Source organism: Aquaspirillum serpens DSM 68 (assembly GCF_000420525.1).
GTDB classification, from domain to species: domain Bacteria; phylum Pseudomonadota; class Gammaproteobacteria; order Burkholderiales; family Aquaspirillaceae; genus Aquaspirillum; species Aquaspirillum serpens.
Map to the genome: position 1 here is coordinate 21,567 of NZ_ATVC01000009.1, position 22,932 is coordinate 44,498.

Genomic DNA, 22,932 nt, shown 5'->3' on the forward strand with positions numbered 1-22,932 from the left:
CACCAATCCACTACAGCGATTTTGGCCTGAGGTCTGGGCCAATCGTGGTAATCTCCCCCGCCTTTGTATTGTTTTAAACCTACGCCTTTTAAAGTAAAAATTTATGAATCACAAAAATAATAAAAAATATCAGGAGCTTGTTGCCAAGCTGCGCGAGATCTTCCAGATCGACCGTCCGGAGCTGGACTTCGGCATCTACCGCATCCTCAACGCCCGTGCGGGCGAGATCAACGACTACCTGGAAAACCGTCTGTTTGAGAAGGTGCAGGCCGCCCTTACCGCTGGCAGCGCCGCGTCCGTGCAGCAATGGCAAGCCGAACTGCAAGAGGCCGAAAAGAATGCCCAAGCCCTGGGCGTGAACCCCGATGCCGTGCCCAAGGTGCAAGAACTGCGCGCCAAGCTGAAGGAAGCAGCAGCAGGCAGCAGCGAACACGAAAACGCCGTGTTCTCCCACCTGCTCACCTTCTTCTCGCGCTACTACCAGAACGGCGATTTCATCAGCCAGCGCCGCTACAAGGGCGACACCTACGCCATTCCCTACGCCGGCGAAGAGGTGATGCTGCACTGGGCCAATAAGGATCAGTACTACACCAAGAGTGGCGAGAACTTCAGCAACTACAGCTTCAAGCTCGAAGACGGCCGCACGGTGCATTTCCGCCTGGTGGCCGCCGACACCGCCAAGGACAACCGCAAGGACAACGACAAGGAACGTCGATTTGCCCTGGTGGCGGCGAAGACTATCACCCGTGTGGATGAAAACGGCGACGAGTACGAAGAGGAACTGGTGCCAGTGGAGGAAGCATCTGGCAGTGACGGCAACCAGGAGCTGATCATCCGCTTCGAGTACGCCGCCCAGCCCAAAGGCACCAAGCAGGAGGCACTGAACACCAAGGCCGTAGAGGCCGTGCTGGCGGACGCCGCCGTCAAGGCCCGCTGGCTGGCCTTGGGCGATCGTGCCCCCACCGAGAAGAACCCGCAGCGCACCCTGCTGGAAAAGCACCTGACCAACTACACCACCAAGAACACGGCGGATTACTTCATCCATAAGGATCTAGGTGGTTTCCTCCGGTGCGAACTGGATTTCTACATCAAGAACGAAGTCATGCATCTGGACGATGTGCAGAACGCGGGCGCGTTTGCCGACATCGAAAAGAACCTGCGCATGATCCAGTGCCTGCGCTCAATCGCGCTGGAGCTGATCACTTTCTTGGCCCAGTTGGAAGACTTCCAAAAGAAGCTGTGGCTGAAAAAGAAGTTCGTTGTCTCCAGTCACTACTGCATCACGTTGGATCGGGTGCCGGATTCTCTCTACCCGATGATTGTCGCCAATCAAAAGCAGTGGAATCAGTGGGCAAGCCTAAGACTACTCAAGGACGCAAACAAGGATGTTGCGTCACATGTGCTACCTGGAACCATTGCATTCCTCAAGGCGAATCCGTATTTGGCGGTCGATACCTCGTTGTTTGACAAGGATTTCCTGGCCCAACTTCTTGCATCAGTTGATGATCTAGATGCGTCCATCGATGGGACATTAATCAAGGGCGACAACTTTCAGGCGGTCCAACTCATTTCGCAGAGATTCAAGAATGCGGTGGACTACATCTATCTAGATCCACCTTACAACACCTCTGAAAATAGTTTTGTTTACAAGAATCAATACAAGGAATCATCGTGGCTTTCGATGATTCAGAGTCGCGTCTCTCCCGCCCTTAGTGTTTTGAAGGAATCGGGGGTCATGAGCTGTGCAATTGATGATTATGAGCTCCCATACCTTGAAGGTCTGCTTGATGCCGTTTTTCAGCCGGAAAATAGGCTGGGCAATCTCGTGGTGGAAATCAAACCATCGGGTCGAACAAACGACAAATATCTGGCAACAAGCCATGAATATTTGTTGTTCTACGCGAAGAATGCTGTCGAGGCAGATATTGACTTTTTCCCCTTGTCCGACGAGCAGACAGCCCAGTACAGCCTTGGAGATGGCGATGGTAGTTTTAAATGGAGAGACTTTCTGAGAACAGGCGGGTACTCAACACCTCAAGAGAGACCAAACTCCTACTACCCAATCTTCTTCAACCCTGAGACCAAACAGGCTGCGCTCGAGGAATTCGAGGGTGCCACAAAAATTCTCCCAATCGACAGCGAGGGCAATCACCGGGTTTGGAGAAAAACCCCCCCCTCTTTTCTGGAGCACTTGAGGAAGGGGGAGATAAATTTCTCAACCAATCGAAAGGGCGAATGGAAAGTTCAACTTATTGACCGTATAAAAGATGGGACAAGACCTAAAAGCGTTTGGGTCAACCCAAAGTACGACGCATCTTCGCATGGAACAAAACTGCTTAAGGCTCTTTTCGGCGAAGGCGCAGGGTTTTCGTTTCCGAAGAGCATTAATGCAGTTGAGGATGCATTGCACATCAACTGTGCATCCAAAAAAGATTCCTTTGTGGTCGATTACTTTGCGGGCTCAGGAACAACCGGTCATGCCCTGATCAATTTGAACCGGAAAGATTCTGGATCAAGAAAGTATCTACTTGTTGAACAAGGCGACTATTTTGATAGCGTGATCAAGCCCCGTATTCAGAAGGTCGTCTACTGTCCAACATGGAAAGATGGTCGGCCGTCCACAAATATCGAAGGTATATCGCATGCCTTCAAGGTGCTTTATCTAGAGAGCTACGAAGACACCCTGAACAACCTCCAACTGCGCCGCACATCCGCGCAGGGCGATCTGCTAAACACCCTGCCGCAGCAGGCCAAGGATGACTACCTGCTCAACTACCTGCTGGATGTGGAAAGCCGTGGCTCGCTGCTGTCGGTGGAAGACTTCAGAAAGCCTTTTGATTACCAGCTCAATATCGCCGTGGATTCGGCAGGCGCATATGAGGCCCGAAAAATCGATCTGGTCGAAACCTTCAATTACCTGATCGGCCTGCGCGTGAAGCACATCGACGCCCAGCCGCAGCGCGGCTTCGTCACCGTCACTGGAACCCTGCCCAGCAATGAGACCTGCCTCGTGCTGTGGCGCGATTGCGATGTGCTGGACTACGAAGGCATCAGCAAGCTCTGCGACAAGCTAGCCATCAACCCGGCGGACAATGAGTTTGACGTGGTCTACATCAACGGCGACCACAACATTCCCACCGTGCTGACACAGACGGCCGAGGAAGGCGGCGCCACCCGCGTGCTCAAGCTGCGCCAGATCGAGCCGGAGTTCCTGGAGCGTATGTTCAGCGTGGAGGATGTGTGATGGCGCAAAAACCCAATCAGCCACCTGCAACGACTGGTCACGAGGTCAGTGACCCATTGATGCCCTTGGTGGGCCAGTTGCGCGCACTCATTGCCGATGCGCGCCAGCGCGTTTTACGTGCGGTGGACGTGATACAGGTGCAAACCTGCTGGCAGGTGGGGCGGCATATTGTGGAATTCGAACAGGGCGGCGCAGCGCGTGCGGCTTATGGCAAGCGCCTACTGCCCATGCTGGCCGGGCAGCTCACCGCCGAGTTCGGCAAGGGCTTTGATGAGCGCAACTTGCGCCACATGCGGGCGTTTTTTCAGGCCTTTCCAATTTGGGACGCGGTGCGTTCCGAATTGAGCTGGACGCATTACCGCCTGCTCACCCGCGTGGATAGTGCCGAGGCTCGCCAGTGGTACATGACGGAAGCGGCCACCCAGAACTGGAGCACCCGCGCGCTGGAGCGGCAGATCGGCACGCTGTTTTATGAGCGCCTGCTGCTCAGCCAGGACAAGGCGGCGGTTGCCGCTGAAGCAGGGCACAACCTGGCTCGTCTGGAGCAGTCACCCCGTGCCTTTGTGCGCGACCCGGTGATGCTGGAGTTTTTGGGCTTGCCCGGTAGCGGCAAGCTGTTGGAGGCGGGGCTGGAACAGGGTTTGATGGACAAACTGCAGGCCTTTTTGCTGGAGCTGGGCAAGGGCTTTGCCTTTGTGGCCCGGCAGCAGCGCATCAGCACCGAAAGCAAGGACTTTTACATCGATCTGGTGTTCTACAACTACCTGCTCAAGTGTTTCGTGCTGATTGACCTGAAAACCACCGAGCTGACGCACCAGGACATTGGCCAGATGGACATGTATGTGCGCATGTACGACGACTTGAAGCGCGGCGAGGGCGACAACCCCACGGTGGGCATTTTGCTGTGCGAGGACAAAGACCATTCTGTGGTGCGCTACTCGGTGCTCAACGGCAGCGAGCAGCTTTTTGCCAGCCGCTACAAACTGATATTGCCCAGCGAGGAAGAGCTGCGCACCGAACTGGCGCGGGAGGCTGAAGCGATCCGCCTGGCAATGGAGTTGGGCGAACAGGAGGCCAGCCGTGGCAACGAAGAATAAATCCACCAGGAAGAGCATAGGCAAGAAGCGCAGCTTCCATCAGGAGCTGGTACTCAATCGCTGGGTGCTGGGCTTTTTTCAGGGCGGCCAGCTTTCGGCGCTCAAGATGCGCTTGGGCGATGACCGCTTCGAGGGCATCGACGAGGACGGCCAGACCAAGTTCTTCCACGAACTGATCCGAGGCTTGTTCGATCCCAACAAGGTGCCCGAGGCCGACCTGCGGCGCTACGACTTGAACGTCGTCGCCCACTGGCAGGCCATCACCGCCCAGCGCAACAAGCTGGAAGGCCACGAACTGCAGATGAAGTACTTCCAGTACCTTTCGCTGTTGTTCACTGAGCTGTATCTGGATTGGTACTTCAACCATCGCCAGGAGCTGCTGAATGGCCTGAACGAGGAAATGACGCGCTACCGCGCCGAGACGGGCGCGGAGCCGTTCCGCGATTTCGAGGCTCATGATCTGAACAAGATCGCCTTCTGGAATGCCTCCGGCAGCGGCAAGACCCTGCTGCTGCACGTCAATATCCGCCAATACCTGCACTACTTCCAGGCGGGGCGTAGCGATCACTTTCCCGACAAGATCATCCTGCTCACGCCCAATGAAGGCTTGAGCCGTCAGCATCTGGAGGAACTTCACCTGTCGGGCTTTAAAGAGGCCAATCTGTTTGACAAATATAAGAGCACAGGATTGGTCCAAATCATCGACATCAACAAGCTGGGCGATGAGATGGGCGACAAGACCGTTGCGGTTGAGGCCTTCGAGGGTAACAACTTGGTGCTGGTGGACGAAGGGCACCGGGGCACTGGTACGGCGGCTGGCGCATGGATGGCGCGGCGCGATGCGCTGGTGCGCGGCGGTTTTGCTTTCGAATACTCGGCCACCTTCGGACAGGCGGTAGCCAAGGGCATGACCGTGGTGGCGGCGGAAGAAGACATCCAGAAAAAGCGCGCCAAGATGCTGTTCAACACCACCAGCCTGCGCAGTCTGGATGACGGGCAGAAGGCGCAGCTGCTGCTTTCCGCCGAGGACAAGCGCCGCGCGCGCATCACCGCGACCCGTGAGATTTACGCCAAGTGCATCCTGTTCGACTACTCGTACAAGTTCTTCTATGAGGACGGCTATGGCAAGGAGTCGCTGATCCTCAACATGAACGGCGAGGCCTATGAGGAGGCGGATAACGCGCGCAAGTATTTCACCGCCTGTCTGCTGGCCTACTACCAGCAGCTGTGGCTGTGGAACACGCACCGCGACAAGATCGCCGACTTCAACATCGAGAAGCCGCTATGGGTGTTCGTGGGCAATACGGTGTCTGGCGAGGAATCGGACATTCTGGAAGTGGTGAACTTCTTTGCCTGGTTCCTGAACAACGACGCGCAAATCAAGATCTGGCTGACCGACCTAGTTGCGGATAAGGCGCAGATTTTGGATGCCAAGGGCAGCAACATCTTCAGCGGGCGTTTCACACCCCTGATGGACTTTTCGGACAAGGTGGACAAACTGTACGCCGACATTCTGCTGCGTGTGTTCAATGCCTCGGCCCGCCAGCGCCTGAAACTGGTCAACATCAAAAGTAGTAAAGGCGAGCTGGCGCTTCGTGTGGGCGATGCCGACCCATTCGGCTTGATCAACATCGGGGACGACGCGGGCTTCTTCGGGATGGTGGAGGACGTCGAGGCCTTCGACAGCGAACGCGACGACTTCAGCGGCGCGCTGTTCGGCACGCTGAACCACAAGGATAGCCACCTCAACGTGCTGATCGGCTCGCGCAAATTCACCGAAGGCTGGAGCAGCTGGCGCGTGTCCACGATGGGTCTGCTGAACATGGGCCAGGGTGAAGGCTCGCAGATCATCCAGTTGTTCGGACGCGGGGTGCGCCTCAAGGGCAAGGGCTTCTCGCTCAAGCGCTCCTTAGCGCATGAAAGACCCAAGGGCACCCATCTGGAGAAGCTGGAAACACTGAACATCTTCGGCGTGCGTGCCAGCTATATGGCTGCGTTTAAAGATTACCTGCGCGAAGAAGGTATCACGCCCAGTGATGAAGTGCTGACGCTGGATTTCCCGACCCGCGCCAGCCTGCCCGCAGGCAAGCTCAAGACCTTGACGCTGAAAGATGGCTACAAGGACAACCAGAAACTCGGGTTCAAGCGTACGCAATTCCCGTGGCTGTACGAAATTCCTGCGCAGTTCCAAGGCAAGATCAAGCTGCCCCATGTGGTGCTCGACCTGTACCCGCGTGTCGAGGCGCTGTCCAGCAAGGACAAGGGCTCAGCCCCGACAACGGAAGCCCGTCACAAAGGCAAGCTGAACCAGGCCCTGTTCGCGGCCTTCGACTGGGATCGCATCTACCTGGCCTTGCAGGAATACAAGCTGCAGCGCAGCTGGAGCAACCTGCGGCTGGAACGGCAGAAGCTGATCGACTTTTGCAACAGTCCCCAAGACTGGTACACGCTGTTCATTCCGGTGACCGAACTAAAAGTGTTGACCTTCGCTGACGTTCGCAAACAGGAAGACATCCTGCTGCGACTGCTGACGGACTACACCGATCGCTTCTATAAGGCCCTGAAGACGGGCTACGAAGGCCAGTTCTACGACATCACTCACATCGATGAAAACCACGGGTCGATGCTCAAGCTGTACCAGTTCGAGATCGAGAACAGCGACGACGGTCTGGCGTATCAGGCAAAGCTGGAAGTGCTGAAGAAGCTGGTGGCGGACGGCAAGATCGGCGAAGCCAGCAAATGGAATGCGCCACATATGGTGGCCATCAGCTTCGACCGCCACTTGTATTACCCGCTGTTGGCGTTGGAGGACAAAGATGCAGTGCCGCTGAAACTGCGACCTTTGGCCTTTGACGCGCCGAGCGAAGTGACTTTTGTCCGTGACCTCCAAGCGTTCTACAACTCCAGCGAAGGCAAGGATGTGATTGGCTTGCGTAGTCTCTACTTGTTGCGTAACGCGGATCGTCAGGAGAAAGGGTTGGGATTTGCGCTGGCAGGTAATTTCTATCCAGATTTCCTGCTTTGGCTAGTCGATGCTACGACTAGCAAGCAATGGCTAACCTTTATTGATCCGAAGGGTCTACGCAATCTCGACTTGTCGCATCCCAAGCTAGGGTTGCATAAAGAAGTGAAGGCTTTGGAGTCGACGCTGGCAGGGCAGTCCAAGGCAGGTGAAGCACCACTGGTTTTAAATGCCTTTGTTCTTTCACCAACGAGGTTCTCCGATTTACTCAATGTAGGTAATTCAATCAAAAAGGCCGAACTGGAGGAGCGCCATGTGCTATTTATGGAGGACAAGGACTATTTACAAAAAATGTTTAAGGTAATCCAAACACATTAGGCGTTTGCAGACTGACGAAATGTACCTGAGACCCCGAGATAGTAGCCCTCGGGGTTTTTCATTGGAGTGTCTAGGCCTGTGGCGGGGGGATGAGGCGGCTGTGGCCGTGTTCATCAATCGCCACCAGCGTCAACACCAATTCCGTCACCGGCAACACCTCATGTAACCGATGGACATTAGCACTCACTTTCAGCGTGAGCGAGTGCTGTCCAACGCGCAGCCGTTCCACATATAAACTCAACACATCACCACGAAATAGCGGTGTATTGAATTGACAGGTATTGATGGCGACTGTGGTGACCCCGCCGAGGGTCAGCCGTTCAGCAATCAACACCGCCGCCTGTTCCATCCGTGCAATCAACCACCCTGCTTGCACACGTCCGTGGGCATTGACACTGTGGCTATCGGCTTCAAGGCGCAATGCCAACACACCATGCGGGCCAGACCAGTCTAATAAAGAGGGAAGTGGGGTATCACTCATATTGACCTCACAGACAGAGAAAAGGCAGTTTGTAGATTAGCTTAGGCTCTGTGACGTAAACGTGATGTCAGAAGGGGGGGCTAATAGACCTGCGACCACATAGGGTACCAAGTGTTTCGCCACCAATTCTGGTTCTCGCGCCGTCACTGCACCTTGCCGTTTGAGGAAAATCTTTAACACATCGTTGCCGGCAAAGGCGTTAAACATCAAACTAAAACTGAAATGTAAGCGCCATGCCAATTCATCTGCCGATAAATGTGGCAACACTTTGGCAAAAGCGCGGCTATAACGGCTGACAAATTCGCTGTGTTGCACCGAAATTGCTTCGCGCAGTAGCTTGTGGTTTTCGATAAAAGTCCGCGATAACAAACGTACAAAAATCGCTCCACCCCGACTGGGATCGCGTGACATCGCCAGCGATGGCAAGATAAAAGCCATCACCAAGCGTTCTACGGTCAACGCCTCTTCCAACGCTTCAAGCGCGTCCAACTCGGTGACACAGGCTTGGCTCCACGGTGCAAGGCGGCGGATGACTGCCTGTTGTAACAGGGCATCTTTAGAACCGAAGTGGTAATTCACCGCCGCCAAGTTGACCTCGGCCTGTTGCGTAATCATCCGCAGGCTGGTGGCCTCAAAGCCGTGTTCAACAAACAAGCGCTCTGCCACATCTAAAATGCGAGTCGCAGTGTCTTGCCGCACAGGTTCCAGTGCGGCATCCGAGGCGTAAAAAGAATAGCTAGAGTCAGTCATGAATCAACGGCTTCTTAACAAGACCATCAATGGCAAAAGACGCTTTTAACACAGCGCCGACAAAATTAAAACGATTGTTTTGTTTAAGTATGCGTACCACCAACCGTTAAGCCGCCGTCAATGCGCAACGTCGGTTGTCCCACACCGACTGGCACACTCTGCCCTTCTTTACCACAGGTGCCCACGCCCGGATCGAGCGCCATGTCATTGCCCACCATCGACACATAGTTCAACACCTCAGGGCCATTACCAATCAAGCTGGCGCCTTTGACCGGATAGGTCAGTTTGCCATTTTCAATTCGCCATGCTTCGCTGGCAGAAAATACAAATTTGCCGCTGGTAATGTCCACCTGCCCACCACCAAAATTGACCGCATATAAACCATCTTTGACCGAGGCAATAATCTCTTGTGCATCGTGTTGCCCATTAAGCATATAGGTGTTGGTCATGCGTGGCATCGGTAAATGGGCATACGATTCGCGGCGACCATTGCCAGTAGGGGCCATGCCCATTAAGCGTGCGTTCATCCGATCTTGCATATAGCCTTTGAGAATTCCATCCTCAATCAACACCGTGCGCTGTGTCGGTGTGCCTTCATCGTCGATATTTAGCGAACCGCGCCGATCGGCCAACGTGCCATCATCAATCACTGTCACCCCAGGGGCAGCAACGCGCTCGCCAATTTTGCCGGAGAACGCCGAACTGCCCTTGCGGTTGAAATCACCTTCTAAGCCATGACCAATCGCTTCATGCAATAAAATCCCCGGCCAACCATGTCCCAGTACCACCGTCATCGCACCCGCAGGCGCAGGGCGGGCTTCGAGGTTAATCAAGGCTTGTTGAACCGCTTTTTGCACATAATCGAGCAAACGCGCTTCGGTGAAATGAGCGAAATCAAAACGGCCACCACCGCCGGCACTGCCCTGCTCACGGCGGCCATCTTGTTCCACAATCACCATCACCGACAGCCGCACCAAGGGGCGCACATCAGCAGCACGCGTGCCATCGAGACGCGCCAAATACACCACATCATATTCCGCCGCTAAACCGGCCATCACCTGTTTGACGCGGGGGTCTTGGGCACGGGCTAACTGCTCGACTTTTTCTAGCAGGGCAATTTTGGCGGCAGAATCAAGGCTAGGGATGGGGTCGATACTGGAATAGAGTTGATGGCCTTGGGCGCGTTGGCTTAAACCGATTTGTTGCGATTGACCGACTTGGGCAATGGCGCGGGTGGTATCGGCGGCGGCAAATAAGGCCGGCAGGCTAATATCATCCGAATAGGCAAAAGCGGTTTTTTCCCCACAAATCGCCCGTACGCCCACGCCTTGGTCAATGCTATGGCTGCCCGATTTGACAATGCCTTCTTCCAAGCTCCAGCCTTCGCTGCGGGTAAATTGGAAATATAAATCGGCATCGTCAATGGCATGGCTGTGTAAACGCGCAAACACCTGTTGTAAAGCTTGTTCATTCAGGCCGGCAGGGACAAGTAAGCGTTGTTCGGCTTCAGCAAAGAGGTGAGTCATGGTGTGGATATCCTAAATTAAAAAATACGGTGACGGAGGGCGGGTAGGCGTGTCCGCACCGATTCGGTGAGGCTGGGGTTAATTTCTGCTACTACCACGCCTTCCCCTTGTGGCAATTCACCGAGAATCCGTCCCCACGGGTCGATAATCATGCTATGACCATGCGTTTTGCGGCCATTTTCATGTTCTCCCCCTTGGGCTGAGGCCAAGACATAACATTGGTTTTCAATCGCACGGGCGCGCAATAAGGGCTCCCAATGCGCTTGTCCGGTGGTGGCAGTAAAAGCAGCAGGTAAAATAATCGCATCCACCTCACCCATGCCTCGGAATAACTCTGGAAAACGTAAGTCGTAGCACACCGATAGACCTAAGCGGCCAAAAGGTGTATCTGCAACCACCCGCGCTGTGCCTGGCTCGATAGTGTCGGCCTCGGCATAACGCTCACCTAAACCACTAAAGCCAAATAAATGCACTTTGTCATAACGGGAACAGCATTCTCCTGCTGGGTTGAACACCAAGGTGGTATTCCACACTTTTTCGTCATTGCCTGCATCTAACGGTAACGTGCCACCGATCAGCCAAATCTGATGTTGCTGTGCCATCTGTTGCAAGGCCGCTTGAATGGGGCCCTCGCCGAAAGTTTCGCGTTGGGCAACCTTGTCTTTATCACTGTGCCCCATGATGGCAAAGTATTCGGGTAGTACCACTAACTGTGCCCCTTGCGCAGCAGCTTCGGCAACCCAATGGCGCGCACGGGCTAAGTTGGTGGGGATGTCGGTGCCAGATACCATCTGTATCACGGCAGCAGTCCAGTTTTTTGTCATGGTTGTAGTTTGTCTCGTGGTGTGATGGCTTGAATAGTGGGTTCTTGTAACGACCCTGTGACCTGATACTCCAAAGTCATTAACTTACTGACGGGATCTTGTAGCACTTTTTGTGCCGCTAATGCAGCGATGCCAATGGCGGGGTTAAGTAAAACTGCGCCCGTGGCAATCGCCAAACTTTCTGCAATGCGTGGTTCAACTTGTACCCGCAAGGTTTGTTGTTCTTGTACTAAATCGACATTGCCCTGCAACCTCACTTCGGCGGCTGGCGCTTGAATCAACACATTTTGGCTATGAAAAATACCATTCTCAATTTTGATATTGCCGGTGACGCTATCAAAAGCAAAACCCTCGCCAACCAAATCACGGAAATCTAACCGTAGGCGGCGCGATAGCGATTGTAAACTCAGTACACCCAATAATTTCGCCGGCCCTGGATCCAATTTAGCAAAATGTCCATTTTCAGCGCGAAATGCTAAGTTGCCATGCAAAGCTGCAGTCTGAAAATCAGCAAGTTTTCCTTGCCATTGTACACGACCCTGCAAATGGCCTTGGCCTTGCCGCAGGGCTTGGCTGCCAGAAAGTCGTTGAATAAATCCGCCAAGCTGTTTGCTATCGGTTTCGACATCCAACGATGTCAGCGCTGGTTCTTGTTGCAGATAGCCGGTGGCAGCAAGGCGGCCATCTTGGTTGAGCAAACTCAGTGTCTGAATCTCCCACCCGCGTTCACTGGGCTGGCCGTGTAGCTGTATCTGTCCTAACTGCCGTCCGCGATATTGTAATTTACCGACCGAGAGCTCTAGGCGCGGCCATTGTTGCAGTGGGCGTTGATCGAGGGTAGCGGCGGTATTACCGCTGGTGGTGCGGTATTTTTCCAACGGCAGTTTTAACTCGGGTAAGCGCAGCTCTAAGCGGTTGGGGTGTCCTTGCCACCAGACAAACCCACCTTGCAGGCCGGTTGCCTGAAATTTGCCATCCCATGTTTTTCCATTTTGGCTGCTGGCTTGCACATAAACCTGTTTCAGTTGGTAATCGGTCCAGTTGAGGCGCTGGCTTGCCAAATTTAACACCACCGGATAACTCAAACTGCTGTGGTCATCCTGTTGTCCCAACGGAGCGAGTAACGCCAACCAACTGTCGAGGCTGGCTTCATCGCTTTTGACATCAATCACACTGCCCTGTTGCGGTAAGACGGGGCGCTCACTGTGGCCGACATGCAACGTACTGGCGCGAATCTGTTGGCCCTGTAATGCCCACTGACCAGCGAAATGCTCAGCGATTTTGACTTGGAGGGCGACCTCGGATGATGGTGTTGCCAACTGCTGCCAATCGAGACTAAACGGTAAAACGCCGAGGGACGGTTTAGTCAGTGGTGCGGGTAGTTGGCTTTCGATACCGCGTAAATCGCTGCTCACACTCAGACTCTCTAAGCCATCATGAATGACAAAGCGAGTGTGATGGCGGGTTTTGCCATGTAACAAAGGTTGTAACCATGTGGGTAAGTAGCGTTGCCCAACGTGGCGGATATTGACATCGCCTTGCACATCGAAGGCCAATTTGCCATCGCTGCGCCGTTGTGCGGTCAACACACTTTGCCCACCGAGGGCGTGTAATGTGATGCCTTCAATTCGCAACCCCTGTTGGTCAAACCACAGCGTGCCATTGACTTGATCGAGGGGAGGCACATCCGCCAGCAGTTGTAGGCGGTTGTTTTGGAAGTGGTAGCTGCCTTTGACTTGCGTCTTTTCGACATCGGCAAATGGGATATCCAAAGCCAAGCGCAATTCACCCCGTCCCTCGGCGCGGCTGCGGCTGGGCAGCGAGGCCAAAATGGCATTCAGTGGGCTGTCAGCCAGAAAGCGGAAGAAGTTTTGTGTCTCGCCTTGGGCGCGACCACTCAAAAATAAGTGACCCCTTACCGCGGCCAAATCGGGGATTTCTGCACTGACTTCATGCACCCGCACTCCCTTCACTGAAGCCTGTTTTGCGGTGATGGTCAGCTTCTCGTTGTGGAAAGACAGCGTACCTTGGATATTTTCAATTGCCGGCCATGCCGGATCGAAGGCTAACGTCACCCCTTCGGCTTGTCCTTCAACGCTAAATTCACCGCCCCCCTCGGCAAAGGGAAATCGGTCTAAATCACCGATGAGACGGAATTGGGCGGCTTTGGCTTCGCCCTTCGGCAGGGCTTGTGCTAACCATTGGCGAACTTCGCTGTCCAACACCAACGGCAGATAACGTGCGACTTGTGAGGCCTGTAGCCGGTGCAGTTGACCAGTTAAATGAATATCGCCTGCCCGTCCGGCTTGATAGTGATAGCGGCCTTGAACTTCGCCAGCTAAATCGCTATTGGCCAGCCGCAGGTGATGGATTTCAACCGCAATCTGCTGTTCAGGTTGCCGTTGCCAAGACAGATCGCCTTCTAGCTGTTGCAATGACCACGCCTGAGCAAACACCTCGGGTAAATGCAGCTGGGTGTTTTGCTGTCCTCGGAGGCGGATGCGTCCGCCACGTTCGGAAAACTCCAACTGCCCACTCAGCCCTTGGGCACTGGGCAACGAGGCTTGACCTTGCCACCCAAGGTCATTAAACGTGCCTTGAAAGCGGTAGCGTTGTGGCTGGTAGATATCGCCTTGCCATTCGATTTTCGCTTGTTGAATAAAACCGCTAGGGTCGAGGCTGCGCCATGCAAGGTTATCGTCGAGCGGCAGCTGGCGAATAATCGGTTTTAAGGCGGATAACGTCAGGCCGGTCATCGCCAGTTTGCCGCGACCACGGGGGCCGGTTTGCCATTCCCCTTCAATCTTGCCGCGTTCAAATAGTTTACCGGCGGAGGTGCTGGCGCTAAGGTCATTGGCCTGTAGGCGCATGGTGCCGAGGGTGTGATGTTGGTAGCGAATATGACCAGATAAATTGGGTACGCTCAGGGTTTCGCTGCTGGGTTGGGCAAATTGCAATAAGCCATTGCTAATGCTGGTTTTAGCATCTAACTCGGTGATTCGACCCTCGGCAAATTGCAATTTCATTTGCACAGCCGCTTCCCCTTCTTGTCGATGCAAAATGTCTTTCAGATAGGCCGCCCACGGTGCAAAACGCGCTCCTGCCAGCTCAACTTCCATTTCCCCTTGCCATTGCTGCCATTGTTGTGGGTCTTCGCCTTGCCATTGCAAACGGGCACGAAAAGTATGTAACCAAGCGCGGGGCGGGGTGGCGGTGAGAGTGAATTCATGGCCGAACCAACCGCGTTGCAGGGTGATATTGCCGTGACTGAGGGTAATCGGGGTTAAACCAACTCGTTCATCACGAAAATGCAACCACGCTTCGCGTACTTCCAATCGGTCTTGCTGTAACAGCCAACGCCCTAATTGACCGTCGCTTTCGGTATTGGGTTGAAGGGTGATGCCGTTGATGCTCAAGTGTCCCTGTCGATCGCGGCGAATATCGACCCTCGGTTGGTGTAACACGATTTTGGCGAAGTTGGGCCGCCATTGCCACAGGCTCGACCACGCCGGCACTAAGGTTAGCCGGTTGAATAACAGTGGTGCGGTATGGTCATCCGGTGGGGTGATGACCACGCGGCTGAGTTCGATTTGTGGATGCAAACCCAGCCAACGCGCATTGAGTTCGCCAAGTTGTACCTGATAGCCGGTTTCTTGGCTCAGTCGTGCCGTGAGGGTGGTTTTCCAGTTTGGCAGTTGTGGTAAGACATAGCCTTGCCAGACCGCCACCAATAGCAATACGCTCATCAACCACATCACCGCGATGGTGCGTAAAACGCGCCAAGCGAGTGAGAAAAGGCGAGAGCGAGGGGCAACAATCATGTGCGATGGGGTACCGAGCAGGGGAATTATGGCCGCATTATCTGCTAACCGAGGAAAACACAACAACCTTTAGTCTGTATTAGCAATCTTTGTGTTTGTTCAACGTAGGTAAATAAACGCTAAAACTTTAAGTCAATTATTATCTTGTGTTTTTTCTTGTTTGATGTTGGCTTTTCGCGTATAGTCCGCGCCTTTACGCAACCCTTGCCTTCCCGCAAACGCATGGCGGAAGGCTGTTATCCAAAAGGAGATCTCATGCGTCATTACGAAATCGTTTTCATCGTCCATCCGGACCAAAGCGAACAAGTACCTGCAATGGTTGAGCGTTACAAAGGCATGGTATTGGGTCGCGAAGGTGGCAAAATTCACCGCTTGGAAGACTGGGGCCGTCGTCAACTGGCTTACCCAATCCAGAAGCTGCACAAAGCTCACTATGTTCTGATGAACATCGAGTGCGACAAAGAAACATTGGAAGAGATCGAACACGCTTTCAAATTCAACGATGCCGTTCTGCGTCATCTGACCATCAAAATGGACGAGGCTGTTACTGAGCCTTCCCCAATGACCCCAATGATGAAAGAAGAAAAAGCGAAAAACCTGCTCGACGCTAGCGCACCTGCTGCCGCTGCCGAAGAAGCACCACAGGCTTGATCTCTGACAATCAGGTTCGGATTTACGGCCAATTAGTGGAAATGCCTGCGTTGCGTTACACCCCCGCAGGAATTCCCTTAGTCGAATGTGTTTTGCTGCACGAATCAGTGCAATCTGAAGCGGGCTTTTCGCGACAAGTTAACTGCCAAATCGACATGATTGCTGCAGGTGACATCGCAGAAAAATTAGTCCGTTGCGCGGTGCCGGTTGCTTGTACTGTCCACGGCTTCTTAGCAGCAAAAAATCGCCGTAATCCGCGTCTGGTGCTGCATGTACAGCACATCGAACTCGATACAACGAATTGAATTTTAGAAGGTGAAAACAATGGCTCGCCAATTGTTCAAGCGTCGCAAATTTTGCCGCTTTACCGCTGAAGGTATCAAACAGGTCGACTATAAAGCAGTTGACCTGCTGAAAGATTTTATCGCTGAAAACGGCAAGATTATTCCTGCCCGTATCACCGGCACCAAAGCTCGCTATCAGCGTCAGCTGTCTACCGCTATCAAGCGCGCTCGTTTCTTGGCTCTGATGCCTTACACCGATCAGCACTAAGATTAGGAGCGAAGAATTATGCAAATCATTCTGCTGGAAAAAGTGGCCAACTTGGGTCAATTGGGCGATGTGGTTAAAGTGAAAGATGGTTACGCTCGTAACTTCTTGATTCCACAAGGTAAAGCAAAACGCGCTACCACCGCTAACTTAGAAGCTTTCGAAGCACGTCGTGCTGAATTGGAAGCCAAACAAGCTGCTATTTTGGCTGACGCACAAGCACGTGCTGAGAAGCTGAATGGCGCAGTGGTGACCATCGCTCAGAAAGCCGGTGTTGATGGCCGTCTGTTCGGTGCTGTGACCAACGCTGACATCGCTGAAGCTATTGCGGCTTCTGGCGTGGAAGTGAAGAAATCTGACGTGCGTTTGCCAAACGGCCCATTCAAGGCTATCGGTGAATACAACGTTGAAATCGCGTTGCATCACGACGTGATCGTCGAAATCAGCGTGACCGTGGTAGCTGAAGCTTAATTCAGTCTAGCCATCAAAAAAGCGCCACAGCTTGCTGTGGCGTTTTTTTTTAGCGTTGTCGGATGGCTTCGACCTGTCGCTGTTGAGCTTTGAAAGTATTGGCCAGTTCATTGGCCGCCAGCGCTGCCAGTTGCGGTGGGCCGCTGATACCAAATTCGACATGCGGTGGGGTGTCGGCATCGCCAAAACTCGGCAAGCTAGAAAAGCCAAGTGTCGGATAACATGCAACAAAATCTTGCATCACATCAATCATATCGCCTTCGCGACTGTGTAAAACACGGAATAAAAATTCCACTTCTTTTTCTGTCGGAAAATGTGCGGCATATTGCGTATCCAATACCCATTCAATCATCGGCCATGCCATGCTGGGAAATCCCGGGACAAAGTGATGTTGCCCTACGCTAAACCCCGGCATTTGATTGACAGGATTAGGAATAAGCGTGGCATGGGCGGGGATATTGACCATGTTAATCCGGTGCGGATAGGCCTCGGCACCAAATCGCCCCTCAACAATGATTTTGCCCTCGGGATGAATTGCCAGCGGTTGTTGATGGGCTGCTGCCGCACATTGCCGCGTATGGTCGTCTGGGGTGGAGCCAATGCCGCCAAAGCTGAATAACACGGTATCGGGGTGGCGATGGCGGGCAATAGCGGCGGTAATCGCCTCGGGGTTATCGCCAATATATTCCGCCCATGCCAATTTAAGACCGCGTGCCGCTAACATCCGAATCAAGGCCGTTAGGTGTTTATCTTGTCTTTTTCCCGACAAAATTTCATCGCCAATAATCATGGCGCCAAACTGTAACTGTGGCATGTCAATTCCTTACCTTGCGCGATTAGTGCTTAATGCGTTCAAAGACTTTTTGCACGGCTTGTGGTCGGCTTAAACCGTGTTGCATTTCTTTTTCAATCAGGCTTTCTACTTTTGCTTCATCGCCCTTGAAATGACGCACAATCTGTTTATATGGGTCACCGCCAGCATTATTGCCATGACCGTGAGGCGGGGTAGGTGGGGGACGGCGGCCTAATTCGCCGGGTTCAAAATGACCGCCGGCAATCGGTGCTCGGGCGTTTTTTCGACCACTCCACCATGTCCAACCTCCCAACAAGCTGATAATAAAGACTAGACCACCGACTAAAGCCAATAGCTCTTTCCAGCGGCTGGCACTGGCATTGCTACGGACTTCGGGACGGCTGCTGCTATTGCTGCTGGCGACGGCATCGGCTGGTGGCGGCGGCGTGGTGGCTTGGTTGCCTACGGTGCTGACTTCGCCGGTGGCAACAGCAGCTTTTTCCGCCAATTCGGTGGCGGCTTCTTGACTGGCTGGGCCACCCTCGGCAGCCAGCGGCGCTCGCCATTGCACTTGTAAGGCTTTAAAGGCACTGTTTTCACTGCTGAGATCACGAGTGGCTTGTAGTGCAGCGAAGGTAAATTGTGTCCGTGCGGTGCGGCCTAATACCGTCCCTGCTTTAAAGGCATGGCCTGCTTCGGGTGGTTCGTCCATATTCAGTGGTTGATAGCGGCCGAGGGTGCGATCATCATGTTCTAAGGTGATAATCCACTCACCAAATGGCGTGGCTTTGACTTCAACCACACGGCCATCACGGGCAACCCGCGCTGGAATGTCTTTTAACGTTGCAAACTCATACCCTGCCGCGCTATTCCACACCGGATCGCGGTCGAGTGGGCGCAGATAGCGCGCTTCGGGATGATGTTGGGCGGTAAAATCACCGATGGCCTCGTGCCATTTCAACATCGAGGCCGATAGCGCCGCGTTTTTAATCAACACCAGCTCGGTTTTGCCCTGTGGTGGTACCACTTCAACAATCGGCTGTGCTGGGCCGCCCGTGACGGGTTCGAGTTGTACCCGAGCAAAACCGGCACCGCTGTTATGAGCGATGATGTGAGCCCCTTGTGGGCTGGTGGTGAGTTCAAGCGTGATCTCGGCCCAGCTGTAAGTGCTACACAGTGCCAAGGCAAACGCGATTAAGGGTTTCTTTGTCATAAGCAATCAACTGATCATTCTTTGAGAATAAAAGCAATATGTCATCATGACGATAGCGCAATAAGTCCTCCATTGTGCCACGGCTTTTGCACCATGTGCCGAAGTATGAAACAATCGGCCGCAAATATTTTCGCTTGCAAGGTTCACACATGCTGGATAGGGACGGCTACCGCCCCAACGTCGGTATCATCTTATGTAACGCCAAAAATCAGGTTTTTTGGGGCAAACGCGTGCGCGAACATTCTTGGCAATTTCCTCAAGGAGGCATTAAGCCAGGAGAAAGCCCCGAGGCGGCGATGTATCGCGAATTGATGGAAGAAGTGGGTTTAAGTCCACACCATGTCAAGATTTTGGGCCGGACACGAGATTGGTTACGCTACGATGTGCCGACACATTGGGTGCGCCGTGAGTGGCGCGGCAGTTATCGCGGTCAAAAACAAATTTGGTTTTTATTGCGTCTGGTTGGGCGCGATTCGGATGTCTGTTTGCGCGCAACACACCACCCCGAATTTGATGCGTGGCGTTGGAACCAATATTGGGCGCCTCTCGATTCGGTGATTGAGTTTAAGCGCGGGGTGTATGAAATGGCGTTGACCGAACTGTCACGGCTCTTAAAAGGTCTTGAACCGCGCTATGCTTCGTCAATCGTTGGCGATCTCCCTCATCCTGAACAATGAAAAAGACCTGCCGCTGTTGAGGATGTGAACAAGGCAAGTGAACCCCCTCGTGATAGGTCAGTCTGGATAGACTGGCCTTTTGCATTTTCTGGCAAGAAAGTAGGTTTATGGCAGCTGCACAATATGATGAATCTTCGGTACGGGTGTTAAAAGGACTAGAACCGGTCAAAGAACGCCCCGGCATGTATACCCGCACCACAGATCCAACCCATATCTGTCAAGAAGTGATTGATAACGCGGCGGATGAAGCGCTGGGTGGTTTTGCTAAACGAATGACCGTGATGTTGCACCTCGATGGCTCATTATCCGTCGAGGACGACGGGCGCGGTATCCCCGTTGGTTTACATCCAGAAGAACAGATTCCGGTGGTGGAGTTGGTGTTTACTCGCCTGCACGCTGGCGGCAAATTTAATAAAAAAGATGGTGGCGCGTATGCCTTCTCTGGGGGCTTGCATGGTGTGGGGGTTTCGGTCACCAATGCCCTATCCACTCGCTTAGAAGTGGAGGTCAAGCGCGAAGGCGGTGTCTATCGCTTGGTGTTTGCCGGCGGAGAGGTGATTGAACCGCTGCAACGGATTGGCGACTGTTCGGCAAAAACCAGTGGTACCAAAGTGCGCGTGTGGCCAGATGCCCGTTATTTTGAATCGGGACGCTATGCCCTTACCGAGTTAGAACGACTGTTACGAGCCAAAGCGGTATTGCTGCCCGGTGTCGAAGTGACGCTGGCACAAGAAAAGGCTGATGGCAGCATCGACCGTACCACTTGGCGTTATCCCAAAGGGCTCAGTAGCTATTTGCAAGAGCTGTGTGGAGAAAACGAACCGATTGCGACCCCTTTTGTCGGCGAAAACTATGTGACGGCGGGTGACGAGCAATTTGCCCAAGGGGAAGGGGCGGCATGGGCGGTGGCATGGTTTGAAGAAGGCGCCGGTGGCGAAAGCTATGTCAATCTGATTCCCACCGCCTCCGGCGGTACCCATGAGTCGGGATTACGCAGTGGGATTTTCGATGCCCTGCGTAGTTTTATTGATCACCACAATCTATTGCCGCGTGGGGTGAAGCTACAGGCGGAAGACGTGTGGGGACGGGTGCGTTTTGTTTTGTCCGCACGTCTGCTTGATCCACAGTTCCAAGGGCAAACCAAAGAGAAGCTCAACAACCGTGATGCAGTGAAATTAGTCGCCAATATGGTGCGCGATCCGTTTGAAGTGTGGCTGAATCAGGCGGTAGAAGAAGGGAAAAAAATCGCTGAATTGGCGATTCGACAAGCACAAGCGCGCTTGCGCGCAGTTAAAAAAGTCGAAAAGAAAAAAGGCTCGGGCATTGCGGTGTTACCGGGGAAATTGACCGACTGCGAAAGCGAAGACATCAGCCGCAATGAATTATTTTTGGTGGAAGGTGATTCGGCCGGAGGATCAGCCAAATTAGCACGTGATAAAGAATATCAGGCTATCTTGCCGTTGCGCGGTAAGGTGATTAACACATGGGAAATGGAGCGCGAAGAACTGTTCCGCAATCAAGAAGTGCATGATATTGCGGTGGCGATTGGCGTTGACCCACATGGCCCACACGATGCAGTGGATTTAAGCGGTCTGCGTTACGGAAAAATTGCTATTTTGTCCGATGCCGATGTCGATGGCTCTCATATTCAAGTGTTGTTATTGTCCTTGTTCTATCGCCATTTCCCGCGCCTGATTGCCCAAGGTCATATTTATGTGGCGCAACCACCGCTGTTCCGCGTTGATGTACCCGCGCAAGGGAAAACGCGCCCTGCCCGTAAACTGTATGCCCTTGATGAGGCCGAGCTAAAACATATTCTCGATCGTTTACGCGGCGAAAAAATTAAAGAAGACAGTTGGTCGATTAGCCGCTTTAAGGGTTTGGGCGAAATGAACCCCGAACAATTGCGTGATACCACCATGCACCCTGATACCCGTCGTTTACTGCCGGTGCAAGTGATGCCGGAGGCGGTGGCTCAAACCAATGAGATGTTTACCTTGTTGATGGCCAAAGGCGAAGCGGCCAGCCGCCGGTCATGGATGGAACAACGCGGCCATGAAGTCGAAGCCGATATCTAAACCAGCATGGCTACACCCCGCCAGCTATTTTCTGTTGTGGGCGGGTGTGTTGCTGTGGGTGCAAGCGTTAGCGTTGTCTTGGTTGTTGCTGATGAGCGCAGGCTGGTTGTTATTAGCGTGTTGGTGTAGTTGGCCGGCGATGCGGATTGGCCTGCGGCGTTTGCTGCCCTTGGTGGTCGTGGCGTATGTGGCATTTGGCTGGACAGTGCCGGGGGATGCTGCGTGGCCAAGTCAATACGCCCCTTCTTGGCAAGGTCTGCTTGTCGCCAGTCGTCATAGCGGCCAGCTGCTGTTAATGAGTGCCGTGGCGCGCTGTGTGTTGTGGTATCTGTCGCGGGATGAAGTGTTATTAGGTTTGCGAACCCTATTATGGCCACTGCGTGGTTGTCGCATTGAGGTCGATCGTTTGGCCTTGCAAGTGGCGTTGACCTTATACCAAGTGGATGAATTTCTCAGCCGTCAACCCTTGCGCTGGCAAGAGGTACAAGAGGCTTTGCGAAATTGGCAGCAACCGCTGCCGCATCTCCCTGCAATCACGTTACAATCGCGGCGTTTTGCCCTGCGCGATGGACTGGTTTTTTTGGTGTTTGGGCTGGTGGTGTTTGGTGGGTATCAAATTGGATAGAGAAAGAAGGTGAGCATGGCGCGAATTGCGCTAGGCGTGGAGTATGCCGGTAGTCTGTATCATGGCTGGCAAAGCCAACCAGACGGCAATACGGTGCAAGATCATTTGCAAACAGCCTTAAGTCAAATTGCCGGCGAAGCGATTGCGGTGATTGCTGCGGGACGTACCGATACGGGTGTCCATGCCAGTGGGCAGGTGGTGCATTTTGATACCGAGGTGGTGCGCCCTTTGTCAGCATGGGTGCGTGGGGTGAATCGCTTTTTGCCACCGGATATTGCTGTGCAATGGGCACATCCTGTCGCCGACCATTTTCATGCTCGTTTCTCGGCTTTTGCTCGGCGTTATCGTTATGTGTTGCTCAATCGACCTACGCGACCCGCCTTAGGGCAAGGGCAACTGGGGTGGTTTCATGCGCCGTTAGACCTCACTGCAATGCAACAGGCGGCAGTGTATTTGCAGGGTGAGCATGATTTCTCTTGCTTTCGCGCGGCAGAATGTCAGGCGAAATCGCCGATTAAACACCTCACTCGTGCGGCCTTGTGGCAGCAAGACAATAAAATTATCTTTGAATTTCAAGCCAATGCTTTTCTCCATCACATGGTACGCAATATGGTGGGGGCGTTGGTGTATGTTGGCAAAGGTGCGCATCCGCCGTCATGGATGCAGCAGCTCTTAGCCGCCAAAGACCGCCGCTTTGCCCCGCCAACTTTTATGCCTGATGGTTTGGTATTAACTGCAGTTGGCTATCCAGCAGAATTTGCCTTGCCAGCGCCCTGTTTCTCTGAGGAATGA

The 22,932-nt window shown here is 53.5% G+C and carries 18 protein-coding genes; 11 read left to right on the forward strand and 7 right to left on the reverse strand.

Annotation, left to right across the window (positions count from 1 at the left end; all coding sequences use genetic code 11):
• The first annotated feature begins 103 nt into the window (after window positions 1-103).
• Genes G465_RS0103270 through G465_RS0103280 form a run of 3 tightly spaced genes read left to right on the forward strand, consistent with a single transcriptional unit; the run spans window position 104 to window position 7,681 of the window.
• Window positions 104-3,244 (forward strand): site-specific DNA-methyltransferase, encoded by a 3,141-nt coding sequence (locus G465_RS0103270; protein ID WP_022653057.1) that lies wholly within the window; start codon window positions 104-106, stop codon window positions 3,242-3,244.
• Window positions 3,244-4,341 (forward strand): PDDEXK nuclease domain-containing protein, encoded by a 1,098-nt coding sequence (locus G465_RS13265; protein ID WP_022653058.1) that lies wholly within the window; start codon window positions 3,244-3,246, stop codon window positions 4,339-4,341. Before G465_RS0103270 ends, G465_RS13265 begins: the two co-directional genes overlap by 1 nt.
• Complete coding sequence (locus G465_RS0103280; RefSeq protein ID WP_022653059.1) at window positions 4,325-7,681, forward strand: DEAD/DEAH box helicase family protein; 3,357 nt, start codon at window positions 4,325-4,327, stop codon at window positions 7,679-7,681. The genes G465_RS13265 and G465_RS0103280 overlap by 17 nt, the downstream gene beginning before the upstream one ends.
• Before the next feature lie 70 nt (window positions 7,682-7,751).
• Here G465_RS0103280 and G465_RS0103285 read toward each other — a convergent pair whose 3' ends face one another.
• The 5 genes from G465_RS0103285 to G465_RS0103305 all read right to left on the reverse strand — a co-directional run bounded on the left by G465_RS0103285 (window position 7,752) and on the right by G465_RS0103305 (window position 15,083).
• Window positions 7,752-8,162 carry an acyl-CoA thioesterase gene (locus G465_RS0103285; RefSeq protein WP_022653060.1) on the reverse strand — a complete coding sequence of 137 codons (411 nt, stop codon included), beginning with the start codon at window positions 8,160-8,162 and terminating at the stop codon, window positions 7,752-7,754.
• Window positions 8,163-8,198: 36 nt separating this feature from the next.
• Window positions 8,199-8,912: a TetR/AcrR family transcriptional regulator gene (locus G465_RS13270; protein WP_022653061.1), complete on the reverse strand. Its 714-nt coding sequence runs from the start codon at window positions 8,910-8,912 to the stop codon at window positions 8,199-8,201.
• Window positions 8,913-8,995: 83 nt separating this feature from the next.
• On the reverse strand, window positions 8,996-10,438 hold the full coding sequence (gene tldD, locus G465_RS0103295) for a metalloprotease TldD (RefSeq protein ID WP_022653062.1): 1,443 nt from the start codon (window positions 10,436-10,438) through the stop codon (window positions 8,996-8,998).
• Window positions 10,439-10,455: 17 nt separating this feature from the next.
• Window positions 10,456-11,262: a carbon-nitrogen hydrolase family protein gene (locus G465_RS0103300; protein ID WP_022653063.1), complete on the reverse strand. Its 807-nt coding sequence runs from the start codon at window positions 11,260-11,262 to the stop codon at window positions 10,456-10,458.
• Window positions 11,259-15,083 carry a YhdP family protein gene (locus G465_RS0103305; RefSeq protein WP_022653064.1) on the reverse strand — a complete coding sequence of 1,275 codons (3,825 nt, stop codon included), beginning with the start codon at window positions 15,081-15,083 and terminating at the stop codon, window positions 11,259-11,261. The genes G465_RS0103300 and G465_RS0103305 overlap by 4 nt, the downstream gene beginning before the upstream one ends.
• A 255-nt stretch (window positions 15,084-15,338) precedes the next feature.
• Between G465_RS0103305 and rpsF the strand changes: the two genes are divergently transcribed.
• From rpsF to rplI, 4 genes are read left to right on the forward strand one after another with little or no spacing between them, the layout of a single operon-like run.
• Window positions 15,339-15,734: a 30S ribosomal protein S6 gene (rpsF, locus tag G465_RS0103315; protein WP_022653066.1), complete on the forward strand. Its 396-nt coding sequence runs from the start codon at window positions 15,339-15,341 to the stop codon at window positions 15,732-15,734.
• Window positions 15,731-16,039, forward strand: a complete 309-nt coding sequence (priB, locus tag G465_RS0103320) for a primosomal replication protein N (protein ID WP_022653067.1) — start codon at window positions 15,731-15,733, stop codon at window positions 16,037-16,039. The genes rpsF and priB overlap by 4 nt, the downstream gene beginning before the upstream one ends.
• Window positions 16,040-16,058: 19 nt before the next feature.
• Complete coding sequence (gene rpsR, locus G465_RS0103325) at window positions 16,059-16,286, forward strand: 30S ribosomal protein S18 (RefSeq protein ID WP_022653068.1); 228 nt, start codon at window positions 16,059-16,061, stop codon at window positions 16,284-16,286.
• 18 nt (window positions 16,287-16,304) lie between these two features.
• Entirely contained in the window at window positions 16,305-16,754 is a 450-nt protein-coding gene (rplI, locus tag G465_RS0103330) for a 50S ribosomal protein L9 (RefSeq protein WP_022653069.1), read from the forward strand.
• 49 nt (window positions 16,755-16,803) lie between these two features.
• Here rplI and G465_RS13275 read toward each other — a convergent pair whose 3' ends face one another.
• Window positions 16,804-17,568, reverse strand: a complete 765-nt coding sequence (locus G465_RS13275) for a competence/damage-inducible protein A (protein ID WP_022653070.1) — start codon at window positions 17,566-17,568, stop codon at window positions 16,804-16,806.
• A gap of 22 nt (window positions 17,569-17,590) precedes the next feature.
• Entirely contained in the window at window positions 17,591-18,760 is a 1,170-nt protein-coding gene (locus G465_RS0103340; protein WP_022653071.1) for a hypothetical protein, read from the reverse strand.
• A gap of 149 nt (window positions 18,761-18,909) precedes the next feature.
• Here G465_RS0103340 and G465_RS13280 point away from each other — a divergent pair, with 149 nt between their 5' ends.
• The 4 genes from G465_RS13280 (at window position 18,910) to truA (ending at window position 22,932) form a co-directional block, all read left to right on the forward strand.
• The gene (locus tag G465_RS13280; protein ID WP_022653072.1) at window positions 18,910-19,437 is read left to right on the forward strand and encodes an RNA pyrophosphohydrolase; all 528 of its coding nucleotides are present in this window, start codon (window positions 18,910-18,912) and stop codon (window positions 19,435-19,437) included.
• 107 nt (window positions 19,438-19,544) lie between these two features.
• Window positions 19,545-21,515, forward strand: a complete 1,971-nt coding sequence (gene parE / locus G465_RS0103350; protein WP_022653073.1) for a DNA topoisomerase IV subunit B — start codon at window positions 19,545-19,547, stop codon at window positions 21,513-21,515.
• Window positions 21,493-22,140: a hypothetical protein gene (locus tag G465_RS0103355; RefSeq protein WP_022653074.1), complete on the forward strand. Its 648-nt coding sequence runs from the start codon at window positions 21,493-21,495 to the stop codon at window positions 22,138-22,140. The genes parE and G465_RS0103355 overlap by 23 nt, the downstream gene beginning before the upstream one ends.
• Window positions 22,141-22,155: 15 nt before the next feature.
• Complete coding sequence (truA, locus tag G465_RS0103360) at window positions 22,156-22,932, forward strand: tRNA pseudouridine(38-40) synthase TruA (protein ID WP_022653075.1); 777 nt, start codon at window positions 22,156-22,158, stop codon at window positions 22,930-22,932.

Excerpts from the sequence above, each read along its gene's own strand:
- G465_RS0103270 (WP_022653057.1), top strand. The coding sequence starts at position 104 with ATGAATCACAAAAATAATAAAAAATATCAGGAGCTTGTTGCCAAGCTG.
- G465_RS13265 (WP_022653058.1), top strand. The coding sequence starts at position 3,244 with ATGGCGCAAAAACCCAATCAGCCACCTGCAACGACTGGTCACGAGGTC.
- G465_RS0103285 (WP_022653060.1), bottom strand. The coding sequence starts at position 8,162 with ATGAGTGATACCCCACTTCCCTCTTTATTAGACTGGTCTGGCCCGCAT.
- G465_RS13270 (WP_022653061.1), bottom strand. The coding sequence starts at position 8,912 with ATGACTGACTCTAGCTATTCTTTTTACGCCTCGGATGCCGCACTGGAA.
- tldD (WP_022653062.1), bottom strand. The coding sequence starts at position 10,438 with ATGACTCACCTCTTTGCTGAAGCCGAACAACGCTTACTTGTCCCTGCC.
- G465_RS0103300 (WP_022653063.1), bottom strand. The coding sequence starts at position 11,262 with ATGACAAAAAACTGGACTGCTGCCGTGATACAGATGGTATCTGGCACC.
- G465_RS0103305 (WP_022653064.1), bottom strand. The coding sequence starts at position 15,083 with ATGATTGTTGCCCCTCGCTCTCGCCTTTTCTCACTCGCTTGGCGCGTT.
- rpsF (WP_022653066.1), top strand. The coding sequence starts at position 15,339 with ATGCGTCATTACGAAATCGTTTTCATCGTCCATCCGGACCAAAGCGAA.
- rpsR (WP_022653068.1), top strand. The coding sequence starts at position 16,059 with ATGGCTCGCCAATTGTTCAAGCGTCGCAAATTTTGCCGCTTTACCGCT.
- rplI (WP_022653069.1), top strand. The coding sequence starts at position 16,305 with ATGCAAATCATTCTGCTGGAAAAAGTGGCCAACTTGGGTCAATTGGGC.
- G465_RS13275 (WP_022653070.1), bottom strand. The coding sequence starts at position 17,568 with ATGCCACAGTTACAGTTTGGCGCCATGATTATTGGCGATGAAATTTTG.
- G465_RS0103340 (WP_022653071.1), bottom strand. The coding sequence starts at position 18,760 with ATGACAAAGAAACCCTTAATCGCGTTTGCCTTGGCACTGTGTAGCACT.
- G465_RS13280 (WP_022653072.1), top strand. The coding sequence starts at position 18,910 with ATGCTGGATAGGGACGGCTACCGCCCCAACGTCGGTATCATCTTATGT.
- parE (WP_022653073.1), top strand. The coding sequence starts at position 19,545 with ATGGCAGCTGCACAATATGATGAATCTTCGGTACGGGTGTTAAAAGGA.
- G465_RS0103355 (WP_022653074.1), top strand. The coding sequence starts at position 21,493 with ATGAAGTCGAAGCCGATATCTAAACCAGCATGGCTACACCCCGCCAGC.
- truA (WP_022653075.1), top strand. The coding sequence starts at position 22,156 with ATGGCGCGAATTGCGCTAGGCGTGGAGTATGCCGGTAGTCTGTATCAT.